This window comes from Undibacterium cyanobacteriorum (assembly GCF_031326225.1).
GTDB classification, from domain to species: domain Bacteria; phylum Pseudomonadota; class Gammaproteobacteria; order Burkholderiales; family Burkholderiaceae_D; genus Undibacterium; species Undibacterium cyanobacteriorum.
This window is the reverse complement of sequence record NZ_CP133720.1, coordinates 3,016,185-3,032,884: the sequence shown is the minus strand read 5'-3', so window position 1 is coordinate 3,032,884 and position 16,700 is coordinate 3,016,185. Positions and strand designations below refer to the sequence as shown.

General features: G+C 48.0%; 16 protein-coding genes. 11 read left to right on the top strand and 5 right to left on the bottom strand.

All coding sequences use genetic code 11. The features are described from left to right. Positions 1-62: 62 nt before the first annotated feature. Complete coding sequence (locus RF679_RS12715) at positions 63-353, bottom strand: hypothetical protein (protein WP_309481004.1); 291 nt, start codon at positions 351-353, stop codon at positions 63-65. A 503-nt stretch (positions 354-856) separates the two neighbouring features. Between RF679_RS12715 and RF679_RS12710 the strand changes: the two genes are divergently transcribed. Next, the gene (locus RF679_RS12710; protein ID WP_309481003.1) at positions 857-1,219 is read left to right on the top strand and encodes a hypothetical protein; all 363 of its coding nucleotides are present in this window, start codon (positions 857-859) and stop codon (positions 1,217-1,219) included. Positions 1,220-1,310: 91 nt separating this feature from the next. Here RF679_RS12710 and RF679_RS12705 read toward each other — a convergent pair whose 3' ends face one another. Both RF679_RS12705 and RF679_RS12700 read right to left on the bottom strand, forming a co-directional pair. Continuing rightward, complete coding sequence (locus RF679_RS12705; protein ID WP_309481002.1) at positions 1,311-2,651, bottom strand: M24 family metallopeptidase; 1,341 nt, start codon at positions 2,649-2,651, stop codon at positions 1,311-1,313. A gap of 150 nt (positions 2,652-2,801) precedes the next feature. Continuing rightward, positions 2,802-3,002, bottom strand: a complete 201-nt coding sequence (locus tag RF679_RS12700; protein WP_309481001.1) for a hypothetical protein — start codon at positions 3,000-3,002, stop codon at positions 2,802-2,804. A gap of 69 nt (positions 3,003-3,071) precedes the next feature. Between RF679_RS12700 and RF679_RS12695 the strand changes: the two genes are divergently transcribed. The 6 genes from RF679_RS12695 (at position 3,072) to pip (ending at position 7,491) form a co-directional block, all read left to right on the top strand. Continuing rightward, a complete protein-coding gene (locus tag RF679_RS12695) occupies positions 3,072-4,028 on the top strand; it encodes a PhzF family phenazine biosynthesis protein (RefSeq protein ID WP_309481000.1) in 957 nt (318 codons plus the stop codon). A 48-nt stretch (positions 4,029-4,076) separates the two neighbouring features. Beyond that, a complete protein-coding gene (locus tag RF679_RS12690) occupies positions 4,077-5,303 on the top strand; it encodes a molybdopterin molybdotransferase MoeA (RefSeq protein WP_309480999.1) in 1,227 nt (408 codons plus the stop codon). A gap of 24 nt (positions 5,304-5,327) precedes the next feature. After that, the gene (gene moaD, locus RF679_RS12685) at positions 5,328-5,585 is read left to right on the top strand and encodes a molybdopterin converting factor subunit 1 (protein ID WP_309480998.1); all 258 of its coding nucleotides are present in this window, start codon (positions 5,328-5,330) and stop codon (positions 5,583-5,585) included. Between the two features lie 3 nt (positions 5,586-5,588). Further along, positions 5,589-6,062, top strand: a complete 474-nt coding sequence (locus RF679_RS12680; protein WP_309480997.1) for a molybdenum cofactor biosynthesis protein MoaE — start codon at positions 5,589-5,591, stop codon at positions 6,060-6,062. Continuing rightward, a complete protein-coding gene (crcB, locus tag RF679_RS12675) occupies positions 6,059-6,442 on the top strand; it encodes a fluoride efflux transporter CrcB (RefSeq protein WP_309480996.1) in 384 nt (127 codons plus the stop codon). Before RF679_RS12680 ends, crcB begins: the two co-directional genes overlap by 4 nt. 83 nt (positions 6,443-6,525) lie before the next feature. Further along, positions 6,526-7,491, top strand: a complete 966-nt coding sequence (gene pip, locus RF679_RS12670) for a prolyl aminopeptidase (RefSeq protein WP_309480995.1) — start codon at positions 6,526-6,528, stop codon at positions 7,489-7,491. A 58-nt stretch (positions 7,492-7,549) separates the two neighbouring features. Here pip and RF679_RS12665 read toward each other — a convergent pair whose 3' ends face one another. Further along, complete coding sequence (locus RF679_RS12665) at positions 7,550-8,095, bottom strand: hypothetical protein (RefSeq protein ID WP_309480994.1); 546 nt, start codon at positions 8,093-8,095, stop codon at positions 7,550-7,552. Between the two features lie 110 nt (positions 8,096-8,205). Here RF679_RS12665 and clpB point away from each other — a divergent pair, with 110 nt between their 5' ends. Continuing rightward, positions 8,206-10,797, top strand: coding sequence for an ATP-dependent chaperone ClpB (gene clpB / locus RF679_RS12660; RefSeq protein WP_309480993.1), 2,592 nt, complete (start codon positions 8,206-8,208; stop codon positions 10,795-10,797). 199 nt (positions 10,798-10,996) lie between these two features. Continuing rightward, complete coding sequence (locus RF679_RS12655; protein ID WP_309480992.1) at positions 10,997-11,551, top strand: GNAT family N-acetyltransferase; 555 nt, start codon at positions 10,997-10,999, stop codon at positions 11,549-11,551. A gap of 186 nt (positions 11,552-11,737) precedes the next feature. Here RF679_RS12655 and RF679_RS12650 read toward each other — a convergent pair whose 3' ends face one another. Then, positions 11,738-13,405: a peptide chain release factor 3 gene (locus RF679_RS12650; protein WP_309480991.1), complete on the bottom strand. Its 1,668-nt coding sequence runs from the start codon at positions 13,403-13,405 to the stop codon at positions 11,738-11,740. A 187-nt stretch (positions 13,406-13,592) separates the two neighbouring features. Here RF679_RS12650 and RF679_RS12645 point away from each other — a divergent pair, with 187 nt between their 5' ends. Both RF679_RS12645 and sppA read left to right on the top strand, forming a co-directional pair. Continuing rightward, the gene (locus RF679_RS12645) at positions 13,593-14,657 is read left to right on the top strand and encodes a S1/P1 nuclease (RefSeq protein WP_309480990.1); all 1,065 of its coding nucleotides are present in this window, start codon (positions 13,593-13,595) and stop codon (positions 14,655-14,657) included. Positions 14,658-14,763: 106 nt separating this feature from the next. Continuing rightward, complete coding sequence (sppA, locus tag RF679_RS12640) at positions 14,764-16,620, top strand: signal peptide peptidase SppA (protein WP_309480989.1); 1,857 nt, start codon at positions 14,764-14,766, stop codon at positions 16,618-16,620. The last annotated feature ends 80 nt before the right edge of the window (positions 16,621-16,700 follow it).

The window sequence follows — 16,700 nt, the reverse complement described above, 5'->3', positions numbered from 1 at the left end:
TCAAAGTTGAAAATCACAGGGAATAATTGATAACTAGTAATCAAAATCGCAAAAGTGACAAATTACGATGTTTGTTTTTGTGCCGCTTGATTATTGCGATCAAACACAATTTTTGCTTGCGGACTGAGGCGTTTCGCACTGATCACGACAGTTTGAACTGCATTGGCGGAAGATCCCTGATCGAACGCAGCTTTTTCCGCGCTTGTCATACGTTGAGCACTAACAGTGACGACTTGGACGTCTGACTTACTGGATGCTGCTGCTTGTACTTTTGCGTTGCAGGAGCCAGCTAAACTTGCAGCAATCGCGATTGTGCCAACTAAAGTCAAAGCTAATTTGTTTGTGAGATTCATTTTCGTGTTCCTTTTCAAGATCGTTATGACTTCGAAAAAATATTTGATGGGTGCACTGTAAAGAATCGAGCGGCAAGTTACCACAGCGATGTGACGAAATGCGATTTTGGAAGCTTCAATCCCCAAAAACTGAGCGCCAGCTGTCAGAGAAATGCAGCAAAGTATTCGATGAGGCCACAAATGCTGGTCGCGTAGATGAGAGGTCTTTACAGCTGAGAAATTTATTGACGGCATTTTCTCGTACTTATTACCGTGGTGAGCTTGCTATGGCCTGAGGATAATCAGGCACGATATTTTGGAGATGGTGATGAAGTGAGTTTTACGCTGGAAATGGCGTTCTATCCTTCAAAAATGGCACTTGGTCTCAATCTGCTGGTCAAGTACGGTCACACAAATTAAAGTGCCTTCAGAGAGTTTGGTTGCGAGTAAATTGCCAGCAGTCAGGAAGGCGAAGATCGAATCGATTTTCAGCGAAGAACGGGAAAGGAAAAGAGGGTAGACACATGAGTTCGTCACAAAAACAGTATATGTATTCAGTATTGCGCCAAGCATGGAAAGAGCTGCGTGTCTTTGGTGGCAAGGCCATGGGCGTGTTGATGAAAACGCCGTTGCCGAAATTGTTGTTGGTGTGTGTGGCGATCGCTCTGTTATTGACGATCGTACCCTTGATTTTGACCTTATTCGTCGTATTTGTGTTGATCAAGATTCTGTTACTTCTTTTGTTTTCGAGTGTTCGTCGCGACGAGACGCCATACCGCGAAAGTCATCGTACGCAAGCACCGTTCTCGCAAAAAGATATGGATGTGGAGGATGCAAAACTAGTGAGGGTCGAGCAAATCGAGTTTCGCTCGCAGGATAAAAAATAGCTGCTGACACTCTAACTGAGCTTTAAAAAAAACACCAAAGCGCGCTTTGGTGTTTTTTTATTTGATAAGCCGAACCAAAATTGGCGATCATCTATTGGTTGTAGCGATCGAAGCGTGGGATGGTATAGATCTCTTTCTGTCGCCCATCGATATACCGTACTTGTTGACCATCAAAAAAAGCATCCTCTTCCAGCATGATGCGTATTGTTTTTTTCCACTCTGGGATAAGACTACTTGCGTTTAATTCGATCGAATACGCAGTATTTTTTCTCAGTTGTTGCTCACCTGTTCCGGGAACGCCAGTCTGTTGATCCCACATACCAATCGCTGGGCCAGCGGCGTGGCCATGGTAGCCGATGGGGTGAGAATAAATACTTGGATTGATACCTTCTCGTTTAGCTTGCTCCAATGCAGCCTCCAACATTTGATTTCCCGTCACCCCTAGTTTGAATTGATTGGTGAGGATGTCCTGCAAACGATTGGCTTTACTGAATGCCGTTTTGATTGATTCTGGAACCGTGGTTTCGCCCGGGCGTAGCACATAGGCATGCTGCTGAATATCTGTGTTCAAACGGAGATAAGTGATCCCAATATCAACGTGAATGAGGTCGCCGGGAAGGATCACGTCATTCTTGGGACGACTTGAAAAACTTCTCTGCGCTTCTTTGTTGTCGGGATCGGCCCGCTGAATATCAACGGTCGGGTGGAACCAAGTGTCGTACCCTAAGTCGCGAATTTTTTGTCGGAACCACCAAACCACATCTTCGCTGGTTGTTACGCCAGGGACAATGACACGCTCTGAAAATCCTTCTTCGATGATGGCATGTGTTGTGCGAATGAGCTGAGGATAAAATTGCATTTCTCGCTCGGTGCGCGTCTCTAGCCAGCGAATCGCTAAAGGTTCTGCGGAAACTATCTTGCTTCTCAGTTCGGCCGGTAATCGACGTTGGAATTCATCATAGTCAGTCTTATCAAGTCCGTCTGCATGACCGAAATGTAAGGACGTATTGATACCAATTTTCCTTGCTTGTTTTTGCTTGATGATGTTGATCAAAGCATCCCATTGTTCAGGGAATTTCTGAGTGTCCCAAGCGGCCTTGATATGCTCTCCAAAGTCATATCGAGCCACTGCTAATTTTTCCACCTTTCCGGTATTTTGATCACGGTGAAATACCAGCATGGTGCGACGTCGTGCGTTGAGCCATTCCGCCGGTAACATGGTTTTGACAACAGGGTCCTCGTTGTATTCACGTGTAATCATGACCCACATATCAATTCCGCTTTGTTCCATCATTTGCGGCAACAGCGTTTCAAAACGCTCGGCAAGGTTTTCGTTGATCACTCTTGCTTGTTCGCGAACACTCAGAATTTGAGCATAGCTGGTATCCAAAAATAAGCCGCTTAAACAAAGAGCGAGTAGAAGTTTCTTCATTCTGAGGTTCTCCGAAGGACTTGTTAATTAACAGCGAATAGACCGAGCTTAATCGCAAAAGTTCGTTTCCGTTGGGGATGCGAAGTGTCCACCATTAATTGCAAGTCAAGCGCTGCTGTTCTTGGATTGCAATCTTGCATTGTCGATTAGTTAATCGCGTAGCGCAAATTGCGCCGCTTCTTCAGGAGTCAGTCCGTCATAATATTGATCTGTTAGAAGCTCGATTTCTTCTTCAATGTATTCTTGCGCCTGATCACGTGTCGCTCCGGCTTTACAGAGTAAATTTTCGAGCTCGATACACCAGTGAATTAATGCCATCGTTTCGTCGTCGAGCTGGTTCTTTTTGGACATAGTTCTTCCTCAGGTGTTGGATAAGGATCTATTCTATGCGTAAGTGCGAAAAAAGAGAGGAAAAGCCCAGTGGATTATCGTTTTCGTTTATTGAATGTCTTTGCAGAGTCGCAATTTGGTGGCAATCCTCTTTGTGTTTTTGAAGACGCCCGCGGCTTGGATGCCTTACAAATGCAAACCCTCGCCGCACAGTTCAATTTATCTGAGACGGTATTCTTGTTACCACCTCACGACACCAATGCTCTTGCGTCCTTGCGAATTTTTACGACGACAAGCGAATTGCCCTTCGCAGGTCATCCCACGATAGGCGCGGCTTCGGTTGTTGCCGCTTTGAAGCCTGGATTCGATTGTTTTATGCTGCAATGCCAAGCCGGTTTGATCGAGATTCGTGGTGAAAGCTTGTTAACACCTGCAACACCAATTGCGCCAGCGCCAGCACCAGTGAAGGCTTCGCATTGGACTTTGACTGTGCCAGTCAACCAGAACAAAACATTTGATGAATGCTTTCGGACGCCTACACAAGATCTTCATTTTTTCGCACAACTGTTGGGATTACAGGGTTCTGACTTTTTGTCAGAGCCGATGTGGGTCAATACGGGTAATGAGCACTTATTGTTTCCACTGAATTCAGCGCAAGCCCTTGAACGTGCCAATCCCAACGCGGCTATGCTGGAGGCTTGGCCAAGCAGTCTTGCCGGGAGGCAGAATGCCTATTTGTTCGCAATAGAAGGTGATCAAAGCGGTGGAGGCGATGCAGAAAATTTGACGGTGTCGGCGCGTTATTGGTTTGTGAAACAAGGAAGCATTGCGGTTGATCCTGCCACCGGTTCCGCTGCTGCAAACTGGGCAGCGTGGCATTTGCGGCATCGTCACGGACGAAAGTTTGCAGCGCAAGTCAAGCAAGGACATCAGATAAATCGTCCATCTAAGTTATTAGTCTCTGCTGAAATCGACACAAATCAAGTGCCGCGTATTCAGGTTGGTGGCAATGCCATTGAAATAGGCTCTGGAGTGCTACACTTATAAATTCTCAAACAGTCAATGATGTTAGTCAGGACAATGCAAAAAGCACCTATGTTGAGCGTCCATCAAGCGCTCGAAACTCTACTTTCGGCGGCCCAAGCACATGGCAGAGTCGAATCCATTGAGACTCTATACGCCAATCAAAGAATCCTTGCAGAAGATCTCATTTCGAACTTGCATGTGCCACCCATGGACAATACACAAATGGATGGGTATGCGGTCCGCGCTGCCGAGTGTACGTCGGGGAATACCTTGCTGCCGGTGACCCAGCGCATTCCAGCAGGATCGGTTGGAAATGTGCTGCAGGTTGGCACAGCTGCCCGTATTTTTACGGGAGCTTTTATCCCCGAAGGAGCTGATGCGGTGGTGATGCAGGAGCAAACGCGCGCCGAAGAAATCGATGGGAAACAGTTTGTTCGAATTATGTATCAGCCGAAGCGAGGTGAATGGATTCGTCGTCAAGGTGAGGATATTTGTGCAGGTAGCCGCATTCTTGAAGCTGGCACAGTCCTCCGTGCTCAAGAGTGCGGATTGGCCGCCTCGGTAGGATTGAAAGAAATTAAAGTGGTGGCACCGTTACGGGTAGCCGTATTTTTTACTGGCGATGAACTCACGATGCCCGGTGAAGCTTTGCGACCAGGCGCCATTTACAACTCGAATCGTTATGTATTGCGATCCTTATTGCAAAATCTCAAATGTGAGGTCACTGATTACGGTATTGTGCCAGATGATTTGGAGGCGACGCGCGCGACTTTGCGGGAGGCTGCTCAGCATCATGATGTCATTATCACCTCAGGTGGGGTATCCGTCGGCGAGGAAGATCATGTCAAGCCCGCGGTGGAAGCGGAAGGTGCGATCGCCCTTTGGCAGATTGCCATGAAGCCTGGAAAGCCGCTGGCTTTTGGACATGTAAGAAGAATCGACGGTCAATCTTTACCAGCTGCTTTTTTGGGTTTGCCGGGCAACCCCGTGTCGAGTTTGGTCACGTTTTTATTATTTGTGCGTCCTTTCTTGTTGCGTATGCAGGGCGTTCAAAACGTGGAGCCGCAATCATATCGTGTGCGTGCCGACTTTAATTGGACGAAGGCCGATAAACGTAATGAGTTTTTGCGAGCCCGCGTTAATCAAAACGGTGGTCTTGAACTCTTTCCCAATCAAAGTTCGGGAGTTTTGACTTCGGCTGTTTGGGGGGATGGTTTGATTGATGTCGCACCACAGACGACAATCGCCGAGGGTGATTTGGTGCGCTTCTTGCCGTTCACTAATTTATTGTATTAAGCATCTGAGCTAGGATATTTTTTGATGAAATTGCACTTACGTTTTTTTGCCAGCGTTCGGGAAAAACTCGATTGTTCGACATTAGAATTGAATCTCGATGACGCATCCATTTCGGCGACTCAAGTACGTCAACGTTTGATCGATCAAGGTTCCCCCTGGGATCAAGCTTTATCCTTTGATCGCGTTCTTCGTATGGCGGTGAATCAAGTCATGATCGAACACGATGTTCAGCTAAAAGAAGGTGATGAGCTGGCGTTTTTTCCTCCAGTGACCGGGGGGTGAACAATGGAAGTGCGAGTTCAACGCGAAGATTTTGATTTGAATGTAGAGCTACATAGAATCCGGCAGAAGCGCTCCGATATCGGAGCAGTTGTGAGCTTTGTCGGCTTGGTGCGCGATATGAATGACGGACAACAGGTGGCAGGAATGGAGTTGGAACATTATCCTGGTATGACCGAAAAATCCCTCAACGCAATCGCACTTGAAGCGCAAACAAGATGGAATTTATTCGATGGTTTGATCATTCATCGGGTTGGCCCTTTGCTTCCACGTGATCAAATTGTTTTAGTTGTTGCGGCCAGTGCGCATCGTGGTGAGGCATTTGCAGCCTGCGAGTTCATGATGGACTACCTCAAGACACAAGCGCCATTTTGGAAGAAAGAGAGCACTCCTGAAGGCGAACGTTGGGTTGATGCACGCGTGAGCGATGATCATGCGATGGCGAAGTGGACGCTAGACTCAAAGGACCACAAAATATGAGTGGCTTAGGCTTTCTCGTTGTGGGATTGGGCGCCGCTCTGGGGGCATGCTTGCGTTGGGTTTTAAGTGTGCTGTTTAATCATGTTCAGTCCAATTTGCCGATCGGGACCTTGTTGGCAAATCTGGGTGGTGCTTATGTGATTGGCATTTGCGTCGGTTTTTTTTCGAGTAATCCACAGATATCTCCAGAGTGGCGCTTGTTGATCGTGACTGGATTTTTGGGAGGTTTGACGACATTCTCGACCTTCTCCGCCGAGGCCATGCAGTTGATTCAAAAAGGAGATTGGATGTGGGCTTTCGCCCACACCGCCACGCATCTACTTGGATCTATAGTATTGTGCTTTTTAGGACTTGCCTCGTGGCGTTTTTTCGCGCAGTAAGGTGCTCGATGGTGGTTTCCAATTGTTGCTTTCCAATTCATACGAAATAAAGTACTTCAAATAAATCGAACGAAGGATAAAAAATGGCTGACGAAAATACGCTCATGTTTCCACCGATTGAACCTTATCGTCAGGGGCGCTTGCAAGTCGATGGGCTACATAATTTGTATTGGGAAGAGTGCGGGAATCCTGCTGGTCAACCAGTCTTGTTTTTGCATGGCGGCCCCGGCGGTGGGACGTCTCCGACCCATCGGCGTTTTTTTGATCCGGCCCACTATCGAATTGTTTTGTTTGACCAACGTGGTGCTGGTAAATCGACGCCATTGGGTGAGTATCGAAACAACACCACCGAATTGCTGATCGAAGATATTGAAAAAATTCGTGAGATGTTGAATATCGATCAGTGGTTGGTATTTGGCGGATCATGGGGATCTACCTTGGCACTGGCTTACGGACAAGCGTATCCAGATCGGTGTCTCGGATTCGTCTTGCGCGGGATTTTCTTATGTACCAAAGCGGAAGTCGATTGGTTCATTAACGGTATGAATCACTTCTTTCCTGAAGTGCATGAAGCTTTCGCTCACGCGATTCCGCATTCAGAACGAGGCAATCTCCTGCAAGCCTACGTTAAACGTCTATTTGACGAGGAGCCAGCTATCTACCGTGAAGCCGCGCGTCATTGGAGCCGCTATGAAGGTTCTTGCTTGTTCTTGGAACCGCAAGCGCAAGCAATCGAAGATTTTGAATCTGATCAAGTGAGCCTGGGAATTGGTCGCTTAGAAGCACACTACATGCTCAATGGCGCTTTTATGGATGAAGATCAGCTCATCAAAAATATCCATTTAATTCGCCATCTACCGGCCGTGATCGTACAAGGGCGCTACGATGTGATCTGCCCACCTTTGTCGGCTTATCGCTTACATCAGGCGTGGCCAAGTTCCAGATTGCATATGATTAAGGATGCGGGTCATGCCGCGATGGAACCAGGTATCGCAGCGGAGCTCGTTCGCGCGACTGAGCAGTTTAAGCACCATCAGAAATTTCTTTGATCTCTGACTTACCCAGTCTCGCGTAAGAACTACAAATTGATGTATTCCTCATGCATGCTTAGTTGAGCATGTGTGAGGGGACATAAGTCTCGCTGGATTTTGGCATTTTTAATTCCAATCCCCATTCTGAAATTTTCTCAGTATCGATCAGCAATTTGCAAAAACCATGTAAAAGCTCAGAGTTGAGCTTGACATCAATGGTGCCTCCTGCGGTTGGGTGAAATTGAATCCAGAGTAAGGCATTTTGTTGTAAGTGGAATTGTATCGTTTCGATCAGGAGTGGTGCATCACCAGTGATGACTTTACGATTATCTGCTTGATACGCTTGGTCGAAATTTCCACTCTGAGAGATATTATTGATCGCTTGATCATGATCCATGCTAACGATTTCTTCGCTGGCAAAGGCAGCTTCTGGCCGATTTAAGCGTAAATGCGTGGCCATGGCCTCCATCAGAGTTGGCCACATTCTTTGCAACAGCCTGCGTGTGAAAAACAAGCGCACTTCGCTCTTTTCTGCTTCAGGGGTTTCGCCTGCTAAGCCAATGCGAAATAAAATTCTATCTTCTTTGGCAACGTAACTTAAATTGATTTGTTCTAAATGCATGATTGATGTAACGCAAGTGTTCGCGAATTTCTCGATGAGAGTTCTTGAAAAGCTCCAATTTCACCTAATCTTAGAGCTATTAAAAACATGACTTTAATCGAGGGGGCTACATGCGTCTTGATAAATTAACGACAAAACTGCAAGAGGCTTTGGCGGATGCGCAAAGCCAAGCAGTCGGCAATGATAACCAATATATAGAACCCGTGCACCTGCTCTTGGCACTAATAAACCAAGAAGATGGGGGCGCACGCTCACTTTTGCAACGTTCTGGAGTGAACGTCAATGCATTGCTGAATGGTTTGAAGAGCGCATTAGAGCGTTTACCCAAAGTGACCGGTACCGATGGTCAGGTCCAAGTGGGGCGCGAACTGGTGGGCTTACTGAATTTGGCTGATAAAGAATCTCAGAAACGAGGTGACCAATTCTTAGCCAGTGAGATGGTGTTGCTGGCCTTGGTTGATGATAAATCCGAGGCCGGTAAATTGGCACGTGAAAGTGGTTTAACACGCAGTTCGTTGGAGGCGGCGATCAAAGGTGTGCGTGGTGGAGGTAACGTTGATTCTGCTGATGCGGAAGGCCAACGTGAGGCTCTGAAAAAATACACGCTTGATCTCACTGAACGTGCACGTCTTGGTAAGTTGGATCCTGTGATTGGTCGTGATGATGAGATCCGTCGCGCGATTCAAGTTTTGCAACGCAGGAGCAAAAATAATCCGGTCTTGATCGGAGAGCCTGGCGTGGGTAAAACAGCGATTGTCGAGGGGCTCGCGCAAAGGATTGTGAATGGCGAAGTGCCTGACAGCTTGAAGTCTAAACGAGTCTTGTCGCTCGATATGGCGGCCTTGCTTGCGGGCGCAAAATTCCGCGGTGAATTTGAAGAACGTTTGAAAGCAGTACTCAAAGAAATCGCCATGGACGAAGGCCAGACCATCGTTTTTATCGATGAATTGCACATCATGGTTGGCGCTGGTAAAGCCGAAGGTGCGATGGATGCGGGCAATATGCTGAAGCCTGCCTTAGCGCGTGGCGAGTTGCATTGCGTTGGTGCCACGACGCTCGATGAGTATCGTAAATACATCGAAAAAGATGCAGCCTTGGAGCGTCGCTTTCAGAAAATCATTGTGGATGAACCTAGTGTAGAAGCGACCATCGCAATCTTGCGTGGTCTGCAAGAGAAGTATGAAGTCCATCATGGCGTTGATATCACTGATCCTGCGATCGTCGCAGCGGCTGAACTTTCACATCGCTACATCACCGATCGTTTCTTACCCGATAAAGCGATTGACTTAATTGACGAAGCTGCAGCCAAGATCAAGATCGAAATTGATTCCAAACCTGAAGTGATGGATAAATTGGATCGTCGTTTGATTCAATTGAAGATTGAACGCGAGGCAGTCAAACGCGAAAAAGACGAAGGTTCGAAGAAGCGTCTCGCCTTGATAGAAGACGAGATCAAAACTTTGTCGCGCGAATATGCTGACTTAGAAGAGGTATGGAAAGCAGAAAAATCGCAAGTGCAAGGCACGACGCAGATCAAGGAAGAGATCGAGAAAATCCGTTTGCAGATGGAAGATGCGAAACGCAAAGGCGATTGGCAAACCATGTCGCAATTGCAGTATGGTCGCTTGCCGGAGTTGGAAGCACAACTAAAAGCGGCAGAGCTGCAAGCGGCGAAAAATGCGCAGAATGAAAGTAAGACCAAATTGTTGCGGACTCAAGTTGGTTCCGAAGAAATCGCCGAGATCGTTTCGCGCGCGACCGGAATTCCGGTGTCACGCATGATGCAAGGTGAACGCGAAAAACTTTTGCAAATGGAAGACGCTTTGCATCAACGTGTGGTCGGACAGCATGAAGCGATAGTCGCCGTATCGGATGCGATTCGTCGCTCGCGTGCGGGCTTGGGTGATCCGAATCGTCCATACGGTTCTTTCTTATTCCTAGGGCCGACTGGGGTGGGTAAAACCGAATTGTGTAAGGCCTTGGCGAACTTCATGTTCGATACGGAAGAATCTTTGATTCGTATCGACATGAGCGAATTCATGGAGAAACATTCGGTCGCGCGCTTGATCGGCGCGCCACCGGGTTACGTGGGTTATGAAGAGGGCGGTTACTTGACGGAAGCCGTGCGTCGCAAGCCCTATAGCGTGATTTTGCTTGATGAAGTCGAAAAGGCACACCACGATGTATTCAACGTTTTGTTGCAGGTCTTGGATGATGGCCGCATGACTGATGGGCAAGGTCGCACGGTCGACTTTAAGAATACGGTGATTGTCATGACGTCGAACCTTGGTTCGCACCAAATTCAAGCGATGGAAGGTAGTGATCCTGCACTCGTGAAAGTTGCTGTGATGGGCGAAGTGAAAACGCATTTCCGACCTGAGTTCATCAATCGTATCGATGAGATTGTGGTGTTCCATGCGCTCGATGCGAAAAACATCGGTTCGATTGCCAAGATTCAGTTGCAGACTTTAAGCAAACGTTTGGCGCAAATGGAGATGAGTTTAGAAGTTAGCGATGCAGCGCTGTTGAAGATTGCCGAAGCCGGTTTCGACCCAGTGTATGGTGCACGTCCATTGAAACGCGCGATTCAACAAGAGATCGAAAACGCTTTGTCTAAATTGATTTTGCAAGGTAAGTTCGGCCCCAAAGATACTATCCTCGTTGATGTCGATGGTAGTGAACTGAGCTTCCGTAAGGCATGATGGTGTTGATGATTGGGTCTAGCGCAACATCAAGCTGAGGCGAAAAAGGCGGAAACTGAATGCGCGTCACTAGTGAAAACTGGTGGCGCGTTTTCTTTTGTTATGGTTCTGTGTATGATCATTCCATGAATCAGCGCGCTGAAGTTGACGATGCTCAGCTGCCAGCTCTAAGGCCACTCAATTTGGGGAAGGAAATTACATGAATCAAGCAGCTCAGACTTCGGTATTGGTGAGAGCGAGTCACATGGAAGAGGTGCCACAACTCAATCAATTGATTACACAGTCGGCGCGTGAGTTGAGTAAGGGCTTCTATACGGATCAAGAAACTGAAGCGGCGATTGAGCACGTGTTCGGGGTCGATACGGCACTGGTGAAAGACGGCAGTTATTTTACGGCCGAGATCGATGGCAGGCTCGCTGGCTGTGGTGGATGGAGTCGACGTCGCACGCTGTATGGCGGAGATCAACGTCCAATGGGCGGCGCAGAATTTCTTGACCCACAACACGATGCGGCACGAATTCGTGCTTTCTTCATTGCTCCTGATGCCGCACGACGCGGGGTTGGTACGGCGATTTTCAATGCCTGTAAAGCAGCCGCACGAGCCCAAGGATTTGCAGCTTTAGAATTGATGGCGACTTTACCTGGAGTGCCTTTTTACAAGGTGCTAGGTTTTCAAAAGTTAGAGGATGTCGCAGATACTTTACCGAATGGGGTCACGATACGCTTCGAGCGTATGCGTTTGGAATTGGAGTAGTTGAAAGAAGTGAAGTTTGAAATCTCGTTTCGTTGGTGTGAAAAGAAGCGGTGAAAAAAGCACGGTGAAAAAAACGCAGTGAAAAAAACGGACGACCATTATTGGTTCGTCCGTTTCTTTTTTTGTAGCTTCTATTGATCGTCAACGGCGGATCGCTGATCCGCGAGAAATGACCAAGCCACAGGCTTAATCGAGTTTCGCCGCGTGTTCACGCGTCGCGTGGAATACGACTTCGGGCCAACGTTCTTGCGTGAGACGTAAATTGACGCCGGAGCTCGCGAGATAAGCGAGGTTACCTGCGGCATCGTATGCCAAGTTGGCGCCGGCACTGGAACGTTCGAAGTCAGCTAACTTCTTCTTGTCGTCGCAGGTGATCCAGCGGGCGCAGTTGATGCTGGTGCCCTCGAAAACGGCGTCGACACCATATTCGTTTTTCAAACGACTGGCGACAACTTCAAACTGCAAAACACCGACCGCGCCGAGAATGAGGTCACTGCTGGCGACAGGCTTAAATACTTGGACCGCACCTTCTTCACCTAATTGCTGCAAACCTTTTTGTAGTTGCTTAGTTTTCAGTGGATTCAAAATACGCGCCGTACGGAAAAAGTCTGGAGCGAAGTAGGGGATGCCCGTAAATTGCAGCAACTCGCCTTCGGAAAAGCTATCACCGATCTGCATATTGCCGTGGTTCGGCAAGCCGATGATATCGCCTGCATACGCTTCTTCAACCTGCTCTCGTGAGGAGGCCATGAAAGTCACGACGGACGACACCTTGATATCGCGATTGATACGCAAATGCTTGAGTTTCATGCCACGTTCGAAACGACCCGAACAGACGCGCAAGAACGCAATACGATCGCGGTGAGCGGGATCCATATTCGCTTGAATCTTGAAAACGAAACCCGAAAAAGGTGCTTCGTTCGGTTGTACTTCACGCACAGTGGCATCGCGCCCACGTGGTGCCGGAGCCCAGTCGAGCAGTGCATTCAGAATTTCACGCACACCGAAGTTGTTGATCGCCGAGCCAAAGAATACTGGGGTTTGCGTGCCAGCCAAGACGGCCTCAAGATCAAATGGATGGGAGGCGCCATGCACCAATTCCACTTCCATTTTGAGTTGCTCGATCTCGAGTGGGAACAGTTCGGCGAGACGAGGATTATCAATGCCTTTGACCACTTCAAATTCTTGATCGGCGCGTTCACTACCTGGCGTGAACAACATGATCTCGTCTTTCAGGATGTGATACACACCGCGGAAAGTTTTACCCATGCCAATCGGCCATGTCACTGGGGCACATTGAATTTTTAAGACCGATTCCAACTCGTCCAGCAATTCCAAGGGGTCGCGTGTTTCGCGGTCCATCTTATTGACGAAGGTAATGATTGGTGTATTGCGCATGCGGCAAACATTGAGCAATTTAATGGTTTGTTCTTCCACACCTTTCGCGGCGTCGATCACCATCAAGGCTGAATCGACTGCGGTCAATACGCGATAAGTGTCTTCTGAGAAGTCTTGGTGACCTGGCGTATCAAGCAAATTCACCACGTGATCACGATATTCAAACTGCATCACCGAGGAAGCGACCGAAATGCCACGTTGCTTCTCAATTTCCATCCAGTCTGAAGTCGCATGACGACCACTCTTACGCGCCTTGACCGTTCCTGCTAATTGAATCGCACCCGAAAACATCAAGAGCTTTTCGGTTAATGTCGTTTTACCAGCATCCGGGTGAGAGATAATGCCGAAAGTGCGGCGACGTGCGACCTCTTTACGTATCAAATCAGTCGATACTTTCTTGGTAGGCGTGAGATCTTGCTCGTTTTGAAGGTCGTTAGTGGTGTTTAAGTCACTCATGAGGAACTCGGTAAGATAGTCTTGCGAAAAAAGTGTAACCTGTGATTTTAACATGCTGGCGACCGAATCCCTCTATTTAACGGTGAAAGGTATTTCCCAGCTAAAAGGGCTTAACACTGGTTGATGCACAGAGAAAAAAGTCCTCGCTTGAAATTAAAAGTATATTTTTTGCAAGAAAGAATGTTGAATGACAAACTCCGTTGTAAGGTTTCAAAGTATTTTTAAGCGCGCCACCGCGATCGCCTTGTCAATCAGTTTGGTGCTGCCGTCACCGGTGTGGGCTTGGGGCGCAGAAGGCCATGAACTTGTTGGGGCAGTGGCTGATCGCCTATTGAAAGATACGCCTGCCGCGCGTCGTATTGAGTCAATGTTGCAAGGGCGGACTTTGGCGCAGGTCGCGGGATGGGCTGATTGTCTGAAAAATGTGAATCCGGATGCCAATTTCGAATATGCCAATGTAGGACGTTATGTTGATTGCAAAATCTTTGAAAACCCTGAAGATATGGCGAAGATCATCGCTTTCGTGAAAAGAAATCACGATAGTTGCTTTGGAATGAGCCTGTCTCGAGAGAGTTGTCATAAACATTATCACTACGCTGATTTGAACTTAACGCAGACGCGTTATGCCTATCTCGGATTTGGTAGTGCGTCAGAAGATATCGTTCAAGCCATGCAAGCTGCGATTGAATTCTTACAAGGACGAGCGGTCGCCGAACCTTTTCACTTTGCAAATGAATCTGAGGCTTTATTGTTATTGGTTCATTTAGTAGGCGATGTGCATCAACCTTTGCATGTGGCGGGCGTTTACTTGGATGATGATGGACGCATGATGGATGATATTCATGAACGCGCCCCGCAGGGTAAAAGCGCCGGTGGCACAGCAGGCGGTAACGCACTGTTGTTTGAGCAGACCAATTTGCACAGTATGTGGGACAAAATTAGCCCAGCGGTGAAGGAAAATGTCTGGCGCAATTTCGAGACCGCGAGTGCGGCACCCTCGTCGATGATGGCGATGGACAGTGGCGAACAAATCCGAGGTCTACCAGAAATGTGGGCGAACGAAAATTTGCAAATTGCGAGAGAGCTGTTCAAAGATGTTCGCTTTGGCAAGCGGACTGTCACGGCGCGGGGAGACCGTTGGAATACTGAATTGCCATCGGGTTATCAAGCGCGTCTTGAGAAGATTCAGGCAGAACGGATTCATTTGGCGGGACGACGTTTGGCGGCCTTGCTTAGTCGCATTTATTCTTGAGGGTCATGCGATAGCTTCGGTTACATTGCATTGCTGTGTTCCGGCAGTGGTAATTTGCACAATAGTGTATGCTTCTCTTTTTTTGTAATCCTCATTAGGAGTTGGTATGGCTGTTTCTCCATTTCGACGTATCGGTCAAGGCATTGCCATGGTGTGGCGCGCAGTAGATAGCAGCCGCCGATTCGTTATTAATTTCATTTTTTTGTTGATCGTCATTTTGTTTGTGACCAGTTTGTTCTCCTCAAACAAAATTAAAGTGGAAGAAAAAACCGCTTTAATCTTGAACTTCAAAGGTGATTTGGTTGAGCAACATCCCGGTAGCGCGAGTGATGCTTTCATTGCTGAATTGCAAGGCGACAAGCGTAAATCGACGCAGCTACGTGATGTCTTAACAGTTCTCGATGCCGCCAGCAAAGACCCCAAAATTACCAGTGCAGTTTTGATGTTGGATAACATGCAGGGCGCTGGTATGTCGATGTTGCGAGAGGTGGCTGCGGCGCTTGATCGCTTTAAAGCAAGCGGCAAGAAAGTCATCGCATGGGGCACCAATTTCGATCAACGCCAATACTACTTGGCATCGCATGCGAACGAAGTGTATTTGCATCCTATGGGAAGTGTAATGTTGACCGGCTTCGGTCGCTATCGCAATTACTATCATGACGCCTTAGAGAAAATCGGCATTACGGTCAACGTCTTAAAGGTTGGTACTTTTAAGAGTTTTGCTGAGCCTTATATCGCGAATGGCCCATCGCCAGCCGCTTCAGAAGCTGAGGCATTCTTGTACAACGCAATGTGGAAGATCTACACGGATGATGTAGAAAAATCGCGCAAAATGCAGGCGGGTGCGATTATGGATAACATCAATAAATTGCCAGAAATGTTGAAGGCCGCGAAGGGCAGTGTGGCGCAATTTGCAGTCGACGCTAAGTTAGTCGATGGCCTGAAAACACGTGATGACTTGCGTCAAATGATGTTAGCCATGGGCGCTAAAGATGAGCAGACCAAGAGCTTTAAGCAGATCAGTTTTGACGAGTATCTCGACAATCAACGTAAGTTGGAATTTGGCCCCGCAGTGGGAGTGATTGTTGCAGAAGGTGAGATTAGCGATGGCAGTGCGCCAGCCGGCCAAATTGGCGGTAATTCCACGTCAAACCTGATCCGTAAAGCACGTGAAGACGACCAAATCAAAGCCGTTGTATTGCGTGTTGATTCGCCAGGTGGTAGTGCCTTTGCTTCCGAATTAATTCGACAAGAATTGGAACTGACGCAAAAGGCTGGCAAGCCCGTCATCATCTCCATGGGTAATGTGGCTGCCTCTGGCGGGTATTGGATCTCTATGTCGTCTGATGAAGTGATTGCAGATCAAGCGACCATCACCGGATCGATTGGTGTGTTTGCGATTTTCCCAACTGCAGAACGTGTGATGGATAAGGTGGGAGTACACACTGCAGGGACGACAACAACCTGGTTAGCAGATTCATTTAACCCTCTGCGTCCTTTGAATCCACGTTTTGGCGAGGTGATCCAAATGGGCATCGAGAATACCTATCATGAATTCATTAGTAAAACCGCGGCAGCACGCAAAACAACGCCAGAAAAGATCGATGCGGTAGCACAAGGCCGTGTTTGGACGGGTGAACAAGCAAAAGAGCGCGGTTTGGTAGATCGCCTTGGTAGCTTCCAAGATGCGCTGAAAGCCGCTGCGACGAAGGCAAAATTAGGTGACAGCTATCGTGTGGCGTACATCGAACGCGAGCCTTCAAAGTTTGATCGCTTCTTCAGTATGTTCGGTGAGTCGGCTGCTCAAGCGGTTAACCAACAGTTCAAAGTCGCGGTGACACCAACGGGCGTTCCACCGGCTGCAGCGACAGAGATGGTGAGAGACCTTTCATGGTTGGCAGATTTAAGGAAAGATAACAAAGGGTATATGGTGATGGCACATTGTATGTGCAGCACCCAATAAGTGGATTTCGCTCTGCAAGAGGGCTTTCCTCAAGGGCGGTAAGTCTAGGTAGCTTCGAATAACAGCCCTAGACCCGCAAG

What these genes read in the sequence shown, in the direction of transcription:
- RF679_RS12715 (WP_309481004.1), bottom strand. Translation starts at nt 353, where the DNA reads ATGAATCTCACAAACAAATTAGCTTTGACTTTAGTTGGCACAATCGCG.
- RF679_RS12710 (WP_309481003.1), top strand. Translation starts at nt 857, where the DNA reads ATGAGTTCGTCACAAAAACAGTATATGTATTCAGTATTGCGCCAAGCA.
- RF679_RS12705 (WP_309481002.1), bottom strand. Translation starts at nt 2,651, where the DNA reads ATGAAGAAACTTCTACTCGCTCTTTGTTTAAGCGGCTTATTTTTGGAT.
- RF679_RS12700 (WP_309481001.1), bottom strand. Translation starts at nt 3,002, where the DNA reads ATGTCCAAAAAGAACCAGCTCGACGACGAAACGATGGCATTAATTCAC.
- RF679_RS12690 (WP_309480999.1), top strand. Translation starts at nt 4,077, where the DNA reads ATGTTGAGCGTCCATCAAGCGCTCGAAACTCTACTTTCGGCGGCCCAA.
- moaD (WP_309480998.1), top strand. Translation starts at nt 5,328, where the DNA reads ATGAAATTGCACTTACGTTTTTTTGCCAGCGTTCGGGAAAAACTCGAT.
- RF679_RS12680 (WP_309480997.1), top strand. Translation starts at nt 5,589, where the DNA reads ATGGAAGTGCGAGTTCAACGCGAAGATTTTGATTTGAATGTAGAGCTA.
- crcB (WP_309480996.1), top strand. Translation starts at nt 6,059, where the DNA reads ATGAGTGGCTTAGGCTTTCTCGTTGTGGGATTGGGCGCCGCTCTGGGG.
- pip (WP_309480995.1), top strand. Translation starts at nt 6,526, where the DNA reads ATGGCTGACGAAAATACGCTCATGTTTCCACCGATTGAACCTTATCGT.
- RF679_RS12665 (WP_309480994.1), bottom strand. Translation starts at nt 8,095, where the DNA reads ATGCATTTAGAACAAATCAATTTAAGTTACGTTGCCAAAGAAGATAGA.
- clpB (WP_309480993.1), top strand. Translation starts at nt 8,206, where the DNA reads ATGCGTCTTGATAAATTAACGACAAAACTGCAAGAGGCTTTGGCGGAT.
- RF679_RS12655 (WP_309480992.1), top strand. Translation starts at nt 10,997, where the DNA reads ATGAATCAAGCAGCTCAGACTTCGGTATTGGTGAGAGCGAGTCACATG.
- RF679_RS12650 (WP_309480991.1), bottom strand. Translation starts at nt 13,405, where the DNA reads ATGAGTGACTTAAACACCACTAACGACCTTCAAAACGAGCAAGATCTC.
- RF679_RS12645 (WP_309480990.1), top strand. Translation starts at nt 13,593, where the DNA reads ATGACAAACTCCGTTGTAAGGTTTCAAAGTATTTTTAAGCGCGCCACC.
- sppA (WP_309480989.1), top strand. Translation starts at nt 14,764, where the DNA reads ATGGCTGTTTCTCCATTTCGACGTATCGGTCAAGGCATTGCCATGGTG.